18 protein-coding genes are annotated in these 15,672 nt (G+C 68.2%); 10 read left to right on the top strand and 8 right to left on the bottom strand.

Going from position 1 to position 15,672, the window contains the following annotated elements:
- Window positions 1-13: 13 nt before the first annotated feature.
- From AB5J53_RS40590 to AB5J53_RS40560, 7 genes are all read left to right on the top strand, one after another.
- On the top strand, window positions 14-553 hold the full coding sequence (locus AB5J53_RS40590; RefSeq protein WP_369250593.1) for an isoprenylcysteine carboxyl methyltransferase family protein: 540 nt from the start codon (window positions 14-16) through the stop codon (window positions 551-553).
- Complete coding sequence (locus AB5J53_RS40585) at window positions 550-1,563, top strand: NAD(P)/FAD-dependent oxidoreductase (RefSeq protein ID WP_369250592.1); 1,014 nt, start codon at window positions 550-552, stop codon at window positions 1,561-1,563. The genes AB5J53_RS40590 and AB5J53_RS40585 overlap by 4 nt, the downstream gene beginning before the upstream one ends.
- 1,474 nt (window positions 1,564-3,037) lie before the next feature.
- On the top strand, window positions 3,038-4,342 hold the full coding sequence (locus AB5J53_RS40580) for a transcriptional regulator (RefSeq protein ID WP_369250591.1): 1,305 nt from the start codon (window positions 3,038-3,040) through the stop codon (window positions 4,340-4,342).
- Complete coding sequence (locus AB5J53_RS40575; protein ID WP_369250590.1) at window positions 4,339-4,911, top strand: helix-turn-helix domain-containing protein; 573 nt, start codon at window positions 4,339-4,341, stop codon at window positions 4,909-4,911. The genes AB5J53_RS40580 and AB5J53_RS40575 overlap by 4 nt, the downstream gene beginning before the upstream one ends.
- Window positions 4,912-5,092: 181 nt before the next feature.
- On the top strand, window positions 5,093-5,803 hold the full coding sequence (locus AB5J53_RS40570) for a ParA family protein (RefSeq protein WP_369250589.1): 711 nt from the start codon (window positions 5,093-5,095) through the stop codon (window positions 5,801-5,803).
- Window positions 5,800-6,684, top strand: coding sequence for a hypothetical protein (locus AB5J53_RS40565; protein ID WP_369250588.1), 885 nt, complete (start codon window positions 5,800-5,802; stop codon window positions 6,682-6,684). The genes AB5J53_RS40570 and AB5J53_RS40565 overlap by 4 nt, the downstream gene beginning before the upstream one ends.
- 165 nt (window positions 6,685-6,849) lie before the next feature.
- Window positions 6,850-7,122 carry a hypothetical protein gene (locus tag AB5J53_RS40560; RefSeq protein ID WP_351613292.1) on the top strand — a complete coding sequence of 91 codons (273 nt, stop codon included), beginning with the start codon at window positions 6,850-6,852 and terminating at the stop codon, window positions 7,120-7,122.
- Window positions 7,123-7,142: 20 nt separating this feature from the next.
- On the opposite strand, the gene AB5J53_RS40555 is transcribed toward AB5J53_RS40560, so the two are convergent.
- The 3 genes from AB5J53_RS40555 to AB5J53_RS40545 all read right to left on the bottom strand — a co-directional run bounded on the left by AB5J53_RS40555 (window position 7,143) and on the right by AB5J53_RS40545 (window position 9,966).
- Window positions 7,143-8,003, bottom strand: a complete 861-nt coding sequence (locus AB5J53_RS40555; RefSeq protein WP_369250587.1) for a tetratricopeptide repeat protein — start codon at window positions 8,001-8,003, stop codon at window positions 7,143-7,145.
- Window positions 8,004-8,111: 108 nt separating this feature from the next.
- Window positions 8,112-8,576 carry a MarR family winged helix-turn-helix transcriptional regulator gene (locus tag AB5J53_RS40550; protein ID WP_369250586.1) on the bottom strand — a complete coding sequence of 155 codons (465 nt, stop codon included), beginning with the start codon at window positions 8,574-8,576 and terminating at the stop codon, window positions 8,112-8,114.
- A gap of 163 nt (window positions 8,577-8,739) precedes the next feature.
- Window positions 8,740-9,966, bottom strand: a complete 1,227-nt coding sequence (locus AB5J53_RS40545; protein ID WP_369250585.1) for an acyl-CoA dehydrogenase family protein — start codon at window positions 9,964-9,966, stop codon at window positions 8,740-8,742.
- Window positions 9,967-10,029: 63 nt separating this feature from the next.
- Here AB5J53_RS40545 and AB5J53_RS40540 point away from each other — a divergent pair, with 63 nt between their 5' ends.
- A complete protein-coding gene (locus tag AB5J53_RS40540; RefSeq protein WP_369250584.1) occupies window positions 10,030-10,857 on the top strand; it encodes an SDR family oxidoreductase in 828 nt (275 codons plus the stop codon).
- Window positions 10,858-10,868: 11 nt separating this feature from the next.
- On the opposite strand, the gene AB5J53_RS40535 is transcribed toward AB5J53_RS40540, so the two are convergent.
- Entirely contained in the window at window positions 10,869-11,189 is a 321-nt protein-coding gene (locus tag AB5J53_RS40535) for a hypothetical protein (protein WP_369250583.1), read from the bottom strand.
- 127 nt (window positions 11,190-11,316) lie between these two features.
- On the opposite strand from AB5J53_RS40535, the gene AB5J53_RS40530 reads away from it, so the two are divergent.
- A complete protein-coding gene (locus tag AB5J53_RS40530; protein ID WP_369250582.1) occupies window positions 11,317-11,673 on the top strand; it encodes a hypothetical protein in 357 nt (118 codons plus the stop codon).
- A gap of 64 nt (window positions 11,674-11,737) precedes the next feature.
- On the opposite strand, the gene AB5J53_RS40525 is transcribed toward AB5J53_RS40530, so the two are convergent.
- The 3 genes from AB5J53_RS40525 to AB5J53_RS40515 all read right to left on the bottom strand — a co-directional run bounded on the left by AB5J53_RS40525 (window position 11,738) and on the right by AB5J53_RS40515 (window position 13,938).
- Window positions 11,738-12,799 (bottom strand): LLM class flavin-dependent oxidoreductase, encoded by a 1,062-nt coding sequence (locus tag AB5J53_RS40525; RefSeq protein WP_369250581.1) that lies wholly within the window; start codon window positions 12,797-12,799, stop codon window positions 11,738-11,740.
- Complete coding sequence (locus AB5J53_RS40520; RefSeq protein ID WP_369252777.1) at window positions 12,799-13,332, bottom strand: SRPBCC family protein; 534 nt, start codon at window positions 13,330-13,332, stop codon at window positions 12,799-12,801. The genes AB5J53_RS40525 and AB5J53_RS40520 overlap by 1 nt, the downstream gene beginning before the upstream one ends.
- Window positions 13,333-13,440: 108 nt before the next feature.
- On the bottom strand, window positions 13,441-13,938 hold the full coding sequence (locus AB5J53_RS40515) for a winged helix-turn-helix transcriptional regulator (RefSeq protein ID WP_369250580.1): 498 nt from the start codon (window positions 13,936-13,938) through the stop codon (window positions 13,441-13,443).
- 107 nt (window positions 13,939-14,045) lie between these two features.
- Between AB5J53_RS40515 and AB5J53_RS40510 the strand changes: the two genes are divergently transcribed.
- Complete coding sequence (locus tag AB5J53_RS40510; RefSeq protein WP_369250579.1) at window positions 14,046-14,942, top strand: short-chain dehydrogenase/reductase; 897 nt, start codon at window positions 14,046-14,048, stop codon at window positions 14,940-14,942.
- 38 nt (window positions 14,943-14,980) lie between these two features.
- On the opposite strand, the gene AB5J53_RS40505 is transcribed toward AB5J53_RS40510, so the two are convergent.
- Window positions 14,981-15,664 carry a TetR/AcrR family transcriptional regulator gene (locus tag AB5J53_RS40505; RefSeq protein ID WP_369250578.1) on the bottom strand — a complete coding sequence of 228 codons (684 nt, stop codon included), beginning with the start codon at window positions 15,662-15,664 and terminating at the stop codon, window positions 14,981-14,983.
- Window positions 15,665-15,672: the final 8 nt, after the last annotated feature.

The following is a 15,672-nucleotide window of genomic DNA, read 5'->3' as shown; positions in this document are numbered from 1 at the left end:
ACACGAAGGACACATGATCTGGTACGGACTGCTGGTGGCCGCCGTCGCCGCCGAGCGCGGCGCCGAACTCGTCGTCGCCCGCCGCAACGAGCGGTGGAGCACCGCCCGCGGCGCGACCGAGACCGGGCAGGGCCACTACCCGGCGATGGTCGCCCTTCACACCGGCCTGCTGGTCGCCTGCCCGGCCGAGGTGTGGCTGGCCGACCGGCCCTTCGTACCCGTCCTGGCCTGGCCGATGCTGGCCGTGCTGGCGGGCGCCCAGGCACTGCGGTGGTGGTGCATCCACACCCTGGGCCCCCGCTGGAACACCCGGGTGATCGTCGTACCCGGCCTGCCACTGGTGAAGAGAGGCCCCTACCAGTGGCGGTGGCTACGGCATCCGAACTACGTGGCCGTCGTCGCCGAGGGCGTGGCCCTGCCACTCGTCCACACCGCCTGGGCCACCGCGGCCGTGTTCACGGCACTCAACGCCGCCCTGCTCACCGTGCGCATCCGCTGCGAGAACCGGGCACTGGCCGCCGCGACTACGCCGACTACGCCCGCTCCGGCGTGATCGACGTCCTGGTGGCCGGCGGTGGGCCGGCCGGTCTGGCCGCCGCCATCCACGCCGCGCTCGCCGGCCTGGAGACCGTCGTCGTCGAACCCCGGACCTCGCCCGTGGACAAGGCCTGCGGAGAAGGAGTCATGCCCGGCGGTGTCACCGCGCTGCGAGCACTGGGCGTCGAGGTCACCGGCCGCGAACTGCGCGGCATCCGCTACCTGGACGGCGCCACCCGCGCCGAAGCGTCTTTCCGCGGCCACGGTGGGCTGGGAGTCCGCCGTACAACGCTGCACTCCGCACTGCACCGGCGTGCTCTCGACGTCGGCGTGCGGATGCTGCCGGGCAAGGTCGACGATGTACACCAGAGCACGGACACGGTCACCGCCGCGGGCACCACAGCGCGTTGGCTGATCGCCGCCGACGGCCTGCACTCCCCCGTGCGCCGCGGCCTGGGGCTGGAGTTGCCGGGCCGCCCCCACGGCCGCTACGGACTGCGCCGGCACTACCGCGTCGAGCCGTGGACGGACTTCGTGGAGGTCCACTGGTCCCGGCACGGCGAGGCCTACGTGACACCGGTCGGCGACGACCTGGTGGGCGTCGCGGTCCTCAGCCGCAGCCGTAGCAGCTACGACGAGCACCTGGCCGGCTTCCCGGCCCTCACGGCGTCGCTGCGCGGCCCGGCCGCGACGGAGGTACGCGGCGCCGGACCACTGCGGCAGCGGGTGCGGCGCAGAACCGCCGGCCGTGTCCTGCTCATCGGCGACGCCGCGGGCTACCTGGACGCCCTCACCGGCGAGGGCATCGCCCTCGCACTGGCAACGGCCGGGGCCGCCGTCCGCTGCCTGGCCGCCGGGCGACCGGACGAATACGAGCGCGCCTGGGCCCGGCTGACCCGGCGCCACCGGCTGCTGACCGGGGCCCTGCTGGCCGCAAGCCGCCGTCCTGGCACCGCCCGCCTCATCGTGCCCGCAGCGTCCCGGATGCCCCCAGTGTTCTCAGCCGCGGTCCACGCACTGCAGTAGTGGCCTGGCCCGTTTTCACGCCGAAAGTGAACGATGCCAAACCTACGCGCTCTCCGCGCCAGCGGAGGTGGGTCTGGTGGCGAGGTGGTCACCGAGTTCCCTGAGCTGCTTCTCTCCGCGCTAGTAGGGGTGGGTCACCACACCAGAGGGTCGAGTAACCCCTCGGGGCCGTTTTCTCTTGGGGCCTTTTCCTTGGCGCCTACCGGCCATCGCCGGACGCACTCTCAGCGGTCACCAACAGCCACAAGCTCCCGGGAATCACCCGGGTCTACCTCGGCTGGAGGGCCAGACCCGGGCCATTCCCGGACCGAGTCGACCTCCGCCCCGACCCCGGTCCCGTTGCCGCAGGTCAGGGCAGGCTCCTCGTGTGTACCACCAGCAGACCAAGAACCTGCCGGTGACCGCCCCTCGACCCTCGGGTTCGGCAGCCGCTCACGCGACCAGGCGCATGACGTCTGATCATGCCGTTGACCTGCAACAACGCACCGAACGTGGCGAGAGGAAGGCGAATTCGACCCGGATTCGCCCCCGCCCCCCTCCCATCGCAGCAACGACCAGCCTTGATCTGCAACCATGCGAATTCTGCCGCTGTACCAGCCGTACGCAGCCGAGAAGTCGCCACAAAGAAACTAAATCGGTCACTCGTCGCAATTCATCGAAGCTGCAGCGACACGAGTCGTAGGCGAAGAACAGAAAGCACGGCCGCACGTTCCACTCGGGTCGAACACCGAGGCGCATCCAGATCAACCCTCTGAACAGGCTTTTTACATCGAACCTTCCGTGAGGCGGAAGCAGTATTGCGTCCCCGTGACGCCCTTCCGGACGATGTCGCCATCACCCAACGACGGGAGCCGCAGCCATGCCGCACATGACGACTTTCGCCAGAAACCAGTGGTACAGCTAGCGCACCTTTCTGACCTGCGCTTGTGTGGGGGCGATGAGGCTGTGACCTGCTAGGACGGGTTGCAGAGGCGAGCGGAGGCAGTCAGAGGAAAACACTCTGATTCGACCCCGGTTCGACCCGGGTCACTCAGAGGCAGTCAGAGGCAGCAGCCTCTCCAACTGGCCTTTGAGAGACCCTAGTTGACTGGCGTGGATCACGAGTGGGCGACTCTGGCGGCATTCTGGCTCACCCCGGTCGAGTTGCGATGGGGACGCCTGCCTCCGCTCGGGGCCAGGCATGCGAAGGCCTCCAGGATGGCCGTCCTGGAAGCGTTCACTGGCACCGATGGAGGTCGGTCCCGGACACCACCCGTGGTTTTAGCGGGCCTGGGTGGCGTCCACGTCTTTGCGAGACGACCCCACCGTGCCACACAGCACCTATCAGACGAATTCCCAGCGGCACTCTCACCCGTCCGGCCCCTCGGGCCTCTCACACCTGCCTCCGGTTGTTTCCGATCTCGTTCTCCTTGGGGACCTCACCGGCCGCTACGCCGCCGGTAGTTACAGCAGACTCGCCTCCAACGGTCGGACGGTGGTGCTGCGCGGGGACCGTCAGTGCGCGGCCGAGCACGGGCACCGGATCACCGCGGCCATCGCCTGCCACGTGGCCCGTATCGGCGGCACCGCCGACCAACTGACACAGCTCCTGCTGCACCCGGATCATGAGGGCGGCAGGCACGCCCGGAGCATCGCGCTGCGCTCGGGCGAATCGCGTGCCCTGGGCTACATCCGCCGGGTGTGGTCCAGTGCCTCGGAAGCCGTCAGCACCAGCGGGACGCTGGGTTCCCGGCACGAGGCGTACGAGTTGCTCGCCGGGCTGCGCGACCGCATCGAGACGACGCCCTGGCGCGGAGAGCGGGGACGCACCGCTCTGCGGGTCCTGCGTGCGCACCTGAACTTCGCTGAGACCGCGGGCGGCCTCCTGCACCATGCCAGTGAGCGGCAGACGGCCGAAGAAGCCGGCATCTCCCGCACGACATTGCGGGCCGTCTACGAAAGTGTCCTCAAGCCACAGGGCTGGCTGCGCCGGTTGCGGGTCGGTCATGGCCGGGAGGGCTCGACCTGGTACCTCAACGCGCCATCGTCTCGTTTCCGCACCACTCAGTACCCCCCCGACCCGGCACTTGAGGAGTGGCCCACTCCTGAGACGGCCACGACTGCCGACATCGACTCCACCGTCCTCGGCCAGCTGATGGGTCACGACGCCTTCGCCCACCACGGCCTCGGCAGCGCCGCCCTCGTGATCGTCAGTGCTCTGTGCCAGCGCCCCCACCAAACCGTTACCGAGCTCGTCGGCAGCTCATCGGTCTCCCGCGCCACCACCTACCGGATCCTTCGACGCCTCGCCGAGCACGGCCTCTCCCACCACACCGGGGAGACCTGGGCCCTCACACCGCGTGCTCTGGAGGGTCTCGGCAGCAGCCTTCCGACTCTCGTTCCCGGACGCGACGCCGTGCGCGCACAGGGCTGGGACACAGTCGCCGAGCAGCACGGCACCAGGGGACTCGCCGCCCGGCGCAGGGCCCTGCACGCGGCCCAACGCGCCGCGTACCGGGAGGCGTTGGACCGGCTCGCAGAGCACCGCAGCAAGGCCGTGGTGATCGTCCGCGACGGCCGCCAGGTCCTGATCCCCGGGCCACGTCCCGACGAAATCCCGTCCGCCTGGCGCACCTCCGGCGGGCGTGTCCTCGATCCGCTCACCGGCCGCGCTACACCCGACTGGCGGATCGCCACGGACGGCCGCCTGATCCTCATCACCCCATCCGACCAGCGCAGTTACGACGAACTGGCCGCCGCCCATGCCGAAGCCCTCAGCGAATGGAACTCCGCCGCATGACCCGACACCACCTGCCGAACACTTCCGTCGACGGCCAACCCGTGGCCCCGGAGGCCCTGCGTGAGCAGTACGAGGCCGGCGCCACGGTCGAAGAACTCGTCGCGATGAGCGGCCTGTCGTACGGGACGGTTCTCAACCGACTGCGCGAGGCCGGGACCGTGATGCGCACCTCGTGGCAGACGCGCAGGCTGCGCGACGGGCAAGCCCGCCGCAACCTCGCGGCACATCTACGCCGCCTCTACGAACAACAGGGCGCCACACTCGCGGAGTTGGCCGAGGCGGGGTCCGTGACACGTCGTGCCGCGCGGCGGCTGCTGATCGAGGCCGGGGGCACACCCCGCACCACCCAGCAGACACTCCGCATCCGCTCCGCAGCCAATGCCGCACGGCGTATGAAGCTCGCGCTGTTCCTGCGTGCGCGGTACGAGGCCGGCGCCACCGTGCCGGACCTCGCAGAGGAGTGCAACTACTCCATCGGCACCGTCTACCGGCTCCTGCACCAGGCGGGCACCCGTATGCGGCCCCGGCACCACCACGGACCGGCCCACGACCCGAGGAAGCGGTCATGAGCGCGTCTGCGCGTGTCCCTGTCCGGGTCCGGCAAGTCACGGGACCGATGGCGTGCCATCCCGGATCCAGCTCCGCTGCACGAGCTCCTCCTCCGTCCGTACTCAGCCGCCTCCGGCGTCGGCCTTCTCTCCGGCGCACGCAAGTCAACGCACTTTCCCCGATTCAGGAGATCAAGCACACGTGAGTGAGAACACCCGTACCAAGACCCTGGCCACAGCGAGCGCCTGGGACGCTTTTCGTCATCGTCGTCGGCATGCTCAAGGGCGGCACCGGCAAGACAACCTCTGCCTGGTTCATCGCCCTCTACTACGCCGTCGTCCTCGACCTGCCGACCTGCTGCTGGACGCGGACGCCACCAGCCAGTCCGCCTACGACTGGTTCAAGGTCGCCCAGGCCGCCGGCTTCGAGATCCCCGCCAACCTGGTCATCGAGCGCTACCCGTTCGACGACATCGCCGAGTACATCCGCGCCAAGCGCACCGAGTTCGGCGCGATCGTGGTCGACGCCGGCGGCGGCAGCGCCCGCATCTTCCACGAGGCCGTCACCGAGGCCAACCTACTGCTCGTCCCCGTCGCCCCCACCAAGATCGAACGCCGCAAGCTCGTCGCCACCTTCGACGAGGCCGAGCGCGCCGCCGCCCGCAACCCCCACGACGTCACCGCCCACGTGGTCATGGTCAAGGCCGACGACCGCACCAGCCTGCCCCGCACCGCCAAGGACAAGCTCCTGGAGCCCGCCGAGGGCGAGGGCATCGGCCCGGACCGCGACGAACCGTTCCCGCTCGCCGAAACCACCATCCACTCCTGGGTGCACTACATGGAGGCCTTCGGCGAGATCCCGACCGAACTGAGCGAGTACGCCAACCTGATGAAGGAGCTGACCGAGGCATGAGCGAGAAGAACGAGAGGCCGAAGCCTCCCGCACGCCGCACCAGCGGGCGGCCCCTGGGCGGGGCCAAGAAGACGACCCCGCCGCCCCCTCCCCCGACCGCCGAGCTCACCCCCGAGCAGTTCGCCACCGAACAGGCCACCGCCCCGGGCGAAGGCCGTCCCGCTGCCAGCGAGCCGCAGGCTCAGCCCGCTGTATCCATCGGGGTATCGACGCAGGACCCGACCGAGATGATGGCCGAGGTGGCGCAGGAGCCCGCGGCACCGCCCGCCCATCCGCGCGTCGAGGCCGCGCCGGGCAGCCCGGTGCAGGACCCTGCTGCCAGTCAGCCAGCCCGCCCAGCCGTCGTCGCCTCCGAGGCCGGAACAGAATCTCCTGTGGCGTCGATGGAGTGGCAGGCGCTTGGGCAGACCGTGGCCCCGGCTGCACAGCCTTCAGCACCTGCGGCTCAGCCCACGCCATTGGCCGAGCACGTCTCGCAGCAGGGGGCGTCTCAAGACACGGGAGCTGCTCCGGGTGTGGCGCACACCGCTGAGGTGGCGATTCACTCGACAGTTCTTCCCGTTATGGGAGCCGCTGCGTTCCCTGTGAGTGCTGGCGCAGCGAATCCTCAGCACGAGCAGCAAGCCGGTTCGGATACGGCGCCCAGTAACGGGACTTCATGGGAGCACGGGTCGGGGCACCCGAAAGACATCCCGGAAGCGGCGGTCGTCCTCAATCAGCGCATCATCGCGCGCGAGAGCCTCGACTCCTCGGTCCCCGCCGCGCTGAAGCTGAAAAGGCGCATCAAGCGCTTCGCGCTGGACAACGAACTCGATCACCTGCCCATGGGCGACATCGTCTCGGTTGCACTGGACGAATGGCTCACCACCCGCGGCTTCTGACACGCCGTACGGCACAGGGGGCGGCCGCCAGCTCGCTGAGTGCGCGGCCGCCCCTTCCGCCGACTATTCCAATAGCCCAATAGGCGGCTAACTAGCCGCCTAGCCAGACTGATCGGAGCAGCCTTCGTGCCCGACCTCTCCCACCACGCCCGTCGGCTACGCGACATGGCCGACACACTCGAAGCCCAGTCCGAGCCCGCCGACGATCCACTCGCCCCTCATCCAGACACTCTCGCGGTCATCGGCAACCGCAACATCAAACGCGGACAGCTCAACTACGCCGTCCCCGACATCCTGCAACTCCAGCGACGAATCCGCCGCTACAACGCCGACCACGACGTTCCCCACGGCGACATCGTCGTCCTGGCCCTCGACACCTGGCTTCGTGCAAAGGGCTACCCACCCGACCTCACCCGGCCCCAGGCAAAGGCGCAATGAGTAGGGCGCCAGACCAATGGTTAGGTTTGGAGGGCGGCGAGCAGATCGCCAATTTGCCCTGCTTCATCCATGAGGCCGAGGTCTTCGAACATGCGCTCCGCGCGCACGAAGTAGGTGACGGCCTGGTCTCTGTCACCCGACGTGGTCAATGCCATGCCGATACCGCACAACGCATGGGCGTGGAGGTTGCGGGCGTTGGCTTGCTTGCAGGCCGCTTCTGCCTGCAAGCAGTAGGCGATCTGTTGCTGTGGTGAGAGGTCGTCCAGCTGAGTACAGGTCAGTAGAATCGCCGCCTCAACGAGCGGGCTCCCCACGGCACGGCTGGCCTCGACGGCGCGTTGGCAAGCAGCCTGTGCCGCCTCAGGCCGTCCCGAGGCTTGCAGCGCGAAAGCCGCCGCGCACAGTGCATTCGCTTCATTCGTGGGGTCGCCGAGACGTTGAAAAAGGGAGGCGGCCTCTTCTGCTGTTGCACACGCCTCTGCGTGGTTCTCGAGCTCCTGATGGTCCAGGGAAAGGTTGTTCAGCACTGCGGCCTGTTCGCGCAGATCTCCTACGGCTCGCTGGATGGCGAGAGCCTCTTGGTGGATTAGCAATGCCTCTGCAGGTTTCCCGGAGTCGTGCAGGGCAGAGCCCTTCCCATTGAGTGCCTTACCCCGTTCGTTGTGATCGTCGAGTGAAGCAAAAAGTGCGAGGGCCCGCTCGTAGGCGGCGAGAGCTTCGGCGTAGCGTGAGGCACCGTTCAGTGCGATGCCGAGGTTGTTCCATGCGCCTGCCTCTGCGGCGATTGCTCCTGCCTGGTGGGCGATGGCGCAGGCGGTCGTTGTGACGGCGATCAGGTCGTCGAAGTACCCACGCCAGACGAGGTAGTCGTAGAGGACCACCGGAAGCTTGATGGCGATGTCTTGCTGCGCGACCTCGGCGGCCGCCCTTCCGGGACTTCGCCAGAACCGGGGCGTACCGCCGCACCCAGGTGCGATCCCCTCAAGCCGCTACGCCCGTCTCGCTCCATTCTGCTCCCGGGCGGCGTCGAACAGGGAGGTCAGAGTGGGACTTCCCGCGAGGCTGCCCAGCAGGGCGTGAAGCGAGTCTCGTTCCGTGGCACCCAGGTCTGCGAGGACTTCACCGTCGAGATCGACGAGTGTGCGGTTGAGGTCGGCAAGAACCTTGCGGCCTTCGGCGGTGATGTCCACGGCGTAGCGTCGACGATCCTGTGGATCTCGCGTCCGCTCGGCGTATCCGGTGCGCTCCAGGTCGTCGAGACTCGTCACCATCGTCGCCGGGTCGATGCGCAGGAATGAACCAAGTGCCAGTTGCGGCATGGCGCCGTTGTCCGCAAGAGCTTGCAAGACGCTGTAGTGCCGCACTCGCAGACCGGTCCCGCCGATACCGTCCTCAGCGATCCTGAACGCCACCTGCCCGAGCTTGATCAGCAGACAGATGGTGTGTTCGGCCACTGTCCCTGGTACCAGCGGAGCCTCGGACATCGTTTATCCCGCCCATGGTTAGTCATACGTATGGTCCTGTCCATCGTACGAGAAAGCCCGAGGCGGCGGACCGCTGCAGGCCGACGGGATGCCCCACTGTCCGTCGGCTTACTGCGCCGGCGCGTCTGGGCGATCAGCCGACGATGGCCCGACCGAAGATCTGCCGAGCTATGACCCACTTCTGGATCTCATTGGTGCCCTCGTAGATCTCACCGATTTTGCTGTCCCGGTAGATCGCCTCGACGGGGCCGGGGCTGCCGTCGGCACCCAGTTCGCGCGCGAAGCCGAGGCCTCCGAAGGCTTGGACGGCGTCGCGTGCCATGTCCACGGACAGCTTGGTGGCGTAGTACTTCGCCATCGCGGCCTCGGGCTCCGGGGACGGGTCACCAGCGTCCAGACGCAGGGCGGCCTTGGTGCAGAGGGTGCGGGCGTTCTCGATCTCGGTGGCCCGTTCGGCGAGCAGGAACTGCCAGTGCTGGTTGGCAGCCACCGGCTTGCCGAAGGCGTGTCGCGTCGACAGGTGGGCCACGGTGTGATCGAAGGCGGCCTGCGCCATACCGACCCCGGCAGCCGCGATGCCGATCCGGCCATAGGTCAGAGTCGACAGTGCATGGCGCAGGCCGTGCCCTTCGGCGCCACCAAGGAGGTCGTCGTCGGAAAGCTCCACTCCCGTGAATCGGATGTCCGCGGTGAGCTGACCGCGGTTTCCCATCTTGCGGTCGGGAAGGCCGACTTCCACTCCGGGAAGTGCTGTGTCGACGATGAACATGCTCAGCCGGGTGCCGGTGCGGGCGAGAACCACCACGAACCCGGCGACGGGCGAGTTGGAGATCCACCGTTTGTGGCCGTTCAGCACCCAGCCGGCCTCGGTGCGTATCGCCTCGGTCTGTACCGCTTGCGGGGACAGGTCGCTGGAGGCATCCGGCTCAGTGGTGGCGAAGGCACCGACCACTGAGCCTTCCGCGACCTTTCGCAGCCATCGCTGCTGTTGCTCCTCGGTGCCCTGCCGCAGGGCGTTGCCCGCCAGGATGCAGTGCACATCGAAGACGGCCGCGACGCTGCTCGAGTAGTAAGCCAGTTCCTCGATGGCCGCGGCGGTGGCGGTCGCCGGGTGGGTCAGGCCATCGCCGCCGACCTCGCTGGGGAAGGGGATTCGGAAGACCCCCGCCGACGCAACCCCATCAAAAACATGCCGGGGGAAGCCGTCCGTGCGCTCGTCGCCACCGGCGATCGCCACGGCGTGCGGAGCCACTTCGCGTTCTGCGATCCGGCGCACGGCAGCGCGAACGGACTGTGTCTCTTTGGGGGCGAGGAGCTCGTGGTAGAGCCGGTCGATCTGGCGTGTGGGAGTCGAAGTCATATGGGGAAGATATCATTAGCATCGCGTATCATTAGTCCGGCAATCTATTTTGGAGGTTCAGCCATGACTCAGACGCTGGCCGGCAAGACCATCCTGATGTCGGGAGGCAGCCGCGGCATCGGACTCGCCATCGCTCTGCGCGCGGCCCGCGACGGTGCGAACGTGGTGTTGCTCGCCAAGACCGCCGTGCCGCATCCGAAGCTCGAAGGCACGGTCCACACCGCCGTTGACGAGATTGAGCGCGCGGGCGGCAAGGGGCTGGCCGTCGTCGGTGACGTCCGCGACGAGGACGATGTGCGCACCGCTGTCGACGCGGCGGTCAGCGCCTTCGGTGGCATCGACATCGTGGTGAACAACGCCAGCGCGATCGACCTGTCGTCGTCGGAGCAGCTGGAGATGAAGCGGTACGACCTGATGCAGGACATCAACACGCGTGGCACGTTCCTGCTGAGCAAGGCCGCTATCCCGCACCTGCGCAAGGCGGGCAACCCGCACATCCTCACGCTCTCCCCGCCGTTGAACCTCGCGCCGCACTGGGTGGGGAAGCATCTCGGTTACACGCTGTCGAAGTACGGCATGAGTCTGTGCACCATCGGGCTCGCCGAGGAGCTCGCCGCCGACGGCATCGCCGCCAACTCGCTATGGCCGCGGACCCTGATCAACACAGCCGCCGTGCGCAATGTGGTCGGCGGCGCCGGACAAGCCCGTAGTCCGCGGATCATGGCTGACGCCGCGTACGCCATCGTCACGCGTGACGCGCGGAAGTGCACCGCCAACCTGTTCATCGACGACGAGGTCCTCTCGGACGAGGGCGTCACCGACCTGTCCGCCTACAGCCCTGCCGGCTTTGAGGGTGATCTCGCGCTCGACATATTCGTCGATCCGGCCTGATCCCGCGCCGCTCAGCACATGAACGCGAGGGCGTTCTCAAGGACCTCGTCGGCGAGCTTCGAGCCGAAGGCGACGCGGGACAGTTGCAGCGACCCTGCCATCATCGCGAAGAGCCCGAGGGCCTTGCCGCGTGCGGGCTTGGGATCTTCGGGTGCCAGATGGCCAACGATCTCGCCCACGATGGCCCGCGCGCCGTCGCTGCCGACCCCAAGTGACCGCGCCCGGGCAGTGGCCGACTCCTCGAGCAGCGCGACGGAAACATCCGACGCCGCGCTGGTCCCGGCGCCACCGACACCGTCCCCTCTGGAGCGCCAGCCGACGTACCGCGCCACAGAATCCTCCGCTCATTCCGCCAGGCCATCGCCTTGCACCCCACTACACACCTATTGCCTGCCAAAGGTCGGGGCTCTGGGAGATGCGACGTCCGAGGCGGTCCGGGCCACGCCGGACGAGCCTGCCATGACCGCGGTGGCCAACCTCACGCACGCCTTCCTGCGGCGGACCATCGACGACCCCCTGCACCGTGAGCTGATGGCACAGGCACCCGCGGTCCTGGGCGAGCAGTACCGGCACATCAACGAAACCGTCGCCCAACCGCCGATCGAACGGCTCCTGACCGTTTTGGCCGAACGCGGCGACCTGCAACCGGATGTGCCCGTCGCCACCGTCGCCCGGCTGCTCTTGGCAGGCCTGTGCGAGGGCAACCAGATCATCGCCGCCGCGGCGGATCGGGAAGATGCCCTGGCCAGGACGTTCCGCGCGATCACCCTGCTGATGTCGGGCCTGGCCGCCGACGACATCAGCGCCCGCGGTTGACCTGACCGGGCCCCGTCGACGGCGCCGACGCTGAGCGGCCCTCGTTGGCCGACATGCCCCGTCGCTACCGTGCCGCCTCGTCCTCGATGTCGCGGACCAGGTCGATGGCCCGGCCCAAGGTCGCGAGTCGGGCGGCGAGGGTCTCGCCGGCGGGATAGAAGCGAACGGTGTCGACACCGGTGTCGCGCCACACGCGCAGCCGCTGGCGCACCATGTCCTCGGTTCCGATCAGCGTGGTCGCCAGCACCATCTCGTCGGTGACCAGGCCGGCCGCGCCGTCCCGGTCCCCCGCCTGCCAACGTGTCCGGACCTCGGCCGCCACCTCGGCCCAACCCTGGCGGCTGTAGGCGTTGTTGTAGAAGTTCGTGGTCGCCGAGCCCATGCCGCCGAGGCTAAAGGCAAGCTCCTTCTTGCGCCCGGCGACCATTGTGCGCAGCGCGTCCTCGTCTTCGGCGAAGGCGACCTCGGCGCCCTGGCAGATGTCCAGGTCCGAGCAGCTGCGACCAGCGGCAGCCAGGCCCTGGTCCAGGTGGTCGAAGTACGCCTCCTTGGCGCCCTCGGGTACGAAACTGGTGCCCAGCCAGCCGTCCGCGATCTCACCGGTCAGGTGCAGCATCTTCGGGGAGAGGGTCGCCAGGTAGACCGGGATGTCGTACTCGGCGCGCATCGACAGCCGCATGGGCTTGGCTTCCCCGCCCGGCAGGGGGATCTGGAACTCCCGCCCGGAGTAGGCGACTTTCTCCCCCGACGCGGCCCGCCGCACGATCTCGACGGTCTCTCGCATCCGTGACAGCGGACGGTCGAAGGGCACTCCGTGCAGTCCTTCGATCACCTGCGGCCCGGAGGGTCCCAGTCCGAGAAGGAAGCGCCCGTCGGAAATCCGGGACAGCGTGATCGCGGCGCGGGCGATGGCCATCGGCGTGCGGGTGCCGAGCTGGATGATTCCCGATCCGAGCAGCATGCGCTCGGTCCTCGCGGCGAGGTAGCCCAGCGGCGAGGGCGCCTCGGAGCCCCACGCCTCCGCCACCCAGCAGATGTCCAGACCGAGATTCTCCGCCTCGGTGACGTAGTCGACGATCTCCCGCCAATTGGCCCCGGAGGCTTCGATCGTGGTGGAGGTACGCATCAGTGACTCGCCTCCCCCGAGGTCCGGGTGCTCTCGGCCAGCTTCTTGATCCCCTCGATGGTGGCGATCATGTTGGACTCGAACTCCCGCATGCGCACGAAGACGATCTTCTGCTCCTTCTCCGGCATGCGGTCGATGGCGAAGGACAGGCCGGAACGGGCAGGCCCCATCTGCATCCATTCCCGCAGCAGCGTGCCGCCGCCCTGCGACTCCAGGGAGAACCGCCAGACCGCGGTGGGGTGTTGGGCGTCCTCGACCGCCCAGGCGAGCACTCTCAACGGCTCGTACTCGACGATGTGGGAAGTCGTGGCCCACTCCCCCAACGCCTCGTGCTTGCTCCGGCCGACGAATCGGGCTCCCAGCGCAGGGCCGCTCCGGCCGTCCAGCCATTGGACCGATTCCAGCTCGGGACTCAGACGCGGCATCAGCTCGATGTCGGACACCAGCGTCCATACCTGAGCCGGTGGGGCGGCGATCCAGGTGTGCACCTCGACCGTCGGCTTGTCCGCATAGCGGGCGCCCGTCCACTCCATCGTCCCGCAGCCTCTCGCCAAGAACATCCAGGTGAGCTTCTGAACAGTAAAGTTGCGTAGATAGACTCACTTGTCAAGGGCGAGCGCGGGTACCGCGGAACCACTGAGTCAGCCCGCGAAACGCTCCCGCACATCCGGCCGCTCGGCCAGATGCGGTGGATAGCCGGGGCCCATCCGGGGACGGGTGTTGTCCGCGGTCATCGGCTCACCGCAGGCGGCGCAGACCACCTCGGCGTGGGTCTCCTGACCGCACACCTCGTGATGCATGGCGACCGGCGGACCCGCTTCACCGGCCAGCCAACGGTCCCCCCATCGATTCATCACCAGCAGCACGCCGTAGAAGTCGCGCCCCTTCTCGGTGAGCACGTAGTCGTAGCGAACCGGCTCCGCCTGGTACGGCCGCTTCTCCAGCAGCCCCTCCTCCACCAGCCGGCGCAGCCGGTCCGTGAGCGTGTTGCGGGCGATCCCCAGCGACTCCTGGAACGCGTCGAAGCGCCGGATCCCGTAGAACGCCTCGCGCAGCACCAAGGGCGTCCACCAGTCCCCGAGCAGGTCCATGGTCCGCGCGATCGAGCAGGGCCACTGAGCAAAGGATGTCCGCCTCATGACAGCCAGCATAGGTTCGTCCAGTCATGAGACCCAGCAGGTACAGCGAGTACGGAACCTGCGCGCGATGCCTTGTGTTCCGTAAATAACGAAGTTATGTTGCCGCCATGAAACGTGACTTGCTGGGCAGAAAGCTGGTTGTCACCGGAGCGGCACGCGGGATCGGCGAGAAGGTGGCCCGCCTGGCCGCCGCCCGAGGGGCTCGTGTGGCCCTGATCGGCCTGGAGTCCGATCGGCTGCGCGCCCTCGCCGATGATCTAGGCCCCGCCGCCTCATGGTCTGAGGCCGATGTGCGTGACGGTGCCGCCCTCCGGTCAGCGATCGATGGGGCCGCGGAGGTCATGGGCGGCGTCGACCTCGTCGTCGCCAATGCCGGCGTCGTGGCGTACGGAACGGTGCGGCAGACAGATGAGGCGTCGTTCGAGCGGGTCCTGGACGTCAATTTGAACGGGGTGTTCCGCACCCTTAAGTACGCGACGCCCCATCTGGAGCGCAGCCGGGGCCATGTACTGGTCGTGGCGTCCGCGCTCTCCTTCATGCCGCTGGCCGCGATGGCCTCGTACGGCGCGAGCAAAGCCGCGGCCGAGTTGCTCGCCCTGACCTACCGCCAGGAGGTGGCACACCTCGGGGTCACGGTCGGCCTCGTGCACCCCTCCTGGATCGACACGGACCTCGTCCGGGGGGCCGAGGCAGACCTCCCCTCGTTCCAGGGGCTGCGCCGACGGCTGCCCTATCCGGGCAATGTCACCACCAGCGCCGACCGGGCTGCCGCTGCGATCGTCGACGGGCTCGTGCGCCGACGCAGCCGCGTGTACGTCCCGCGCGCCGTCGCCGTGGCCAACTGGGCCAAGGGAGCACTGAACTCGCCGCTGACCTGGCCCTGGGCTCGGCGTTTCGCGGCCCGCGCGGTTCCGTCCCTGGAACGGGAGGTCGAGGCATTGGGGAGGCATGACCAACTCACGCCGGGTACCAACAGCCCCACCGTGGAGACCAGGTCGCCCTAGCGTGGAGCGCAAGGGGCGGCACCCGGCCGCCCCCCTTCTCACAGGCCTTGGATGATGGATTCGTACAAGCGCACGCCAGCCTCGTGCGAGGCCTCGGCACGTTCACGCCTGTCACCCAAGCCGACAGAGAAGTTCACACCCATCGGTAGAAGCACCTGCATCACCGCGTCGTCGAACTCGACGAAGTGCTCGGCCAGTTCAAGGGTGATGTAGCCGTGTACAAAGCTCCACAACTGAGCGGCTATGACCTCGGGTCGCTGCCGCCGGCCCCTGCCGGAGCGCACGAACCGTTCACACGCCGCGGCGACATGGGCGTGGGCTTCTCGAAATCCCGGTGAGCGCCCACTCAGGCGAAGGTCCGCGTCCGACAGCGGCCGGTATGTCGCGCGAGTGGACAGGCCGAACATCAGGTCGTAGAGGTGAGGGTTCTCGTGGGCCATTCGACGACACGTCAAGGCCATGGCGAAGAGTTCCGCGATCGGATCCTCAGTCATCGGCACCTGGGCAAAAGCTCTACCCAGTTCCTTGAACCCATGGTCGGCAACGGCGCTCATCAGCTCAGGGATCCCGCCGAAGTGGCTGTAGACCACCATGGTCGACAGTCCGCTCGCGGAAGCCACCGTGCGCGCCTTGATGGCCGACGGCCCCTGCTCGGCCAGCAGACCGATGGCCGCCTGGACAAGTCGCTCCTGCGCGTCTTCGACCCTCGCCCGCCCTGCCATGTCTCGCC

The sequence above is a fragment of the Streptomyces sp. R41 genome (genome assembly GCF_041053055.1).
Lineage (GTDB): Bacteria > Actinomycetota > Actinomycetes > Streptomycetales > Streptomycetaceae > Streptomyces.
The sequence above is the reverse complement of the archived record's forward strand: the minus strand, read 5'-3'. Positions and strand labels throughout refer to the sequence as shown.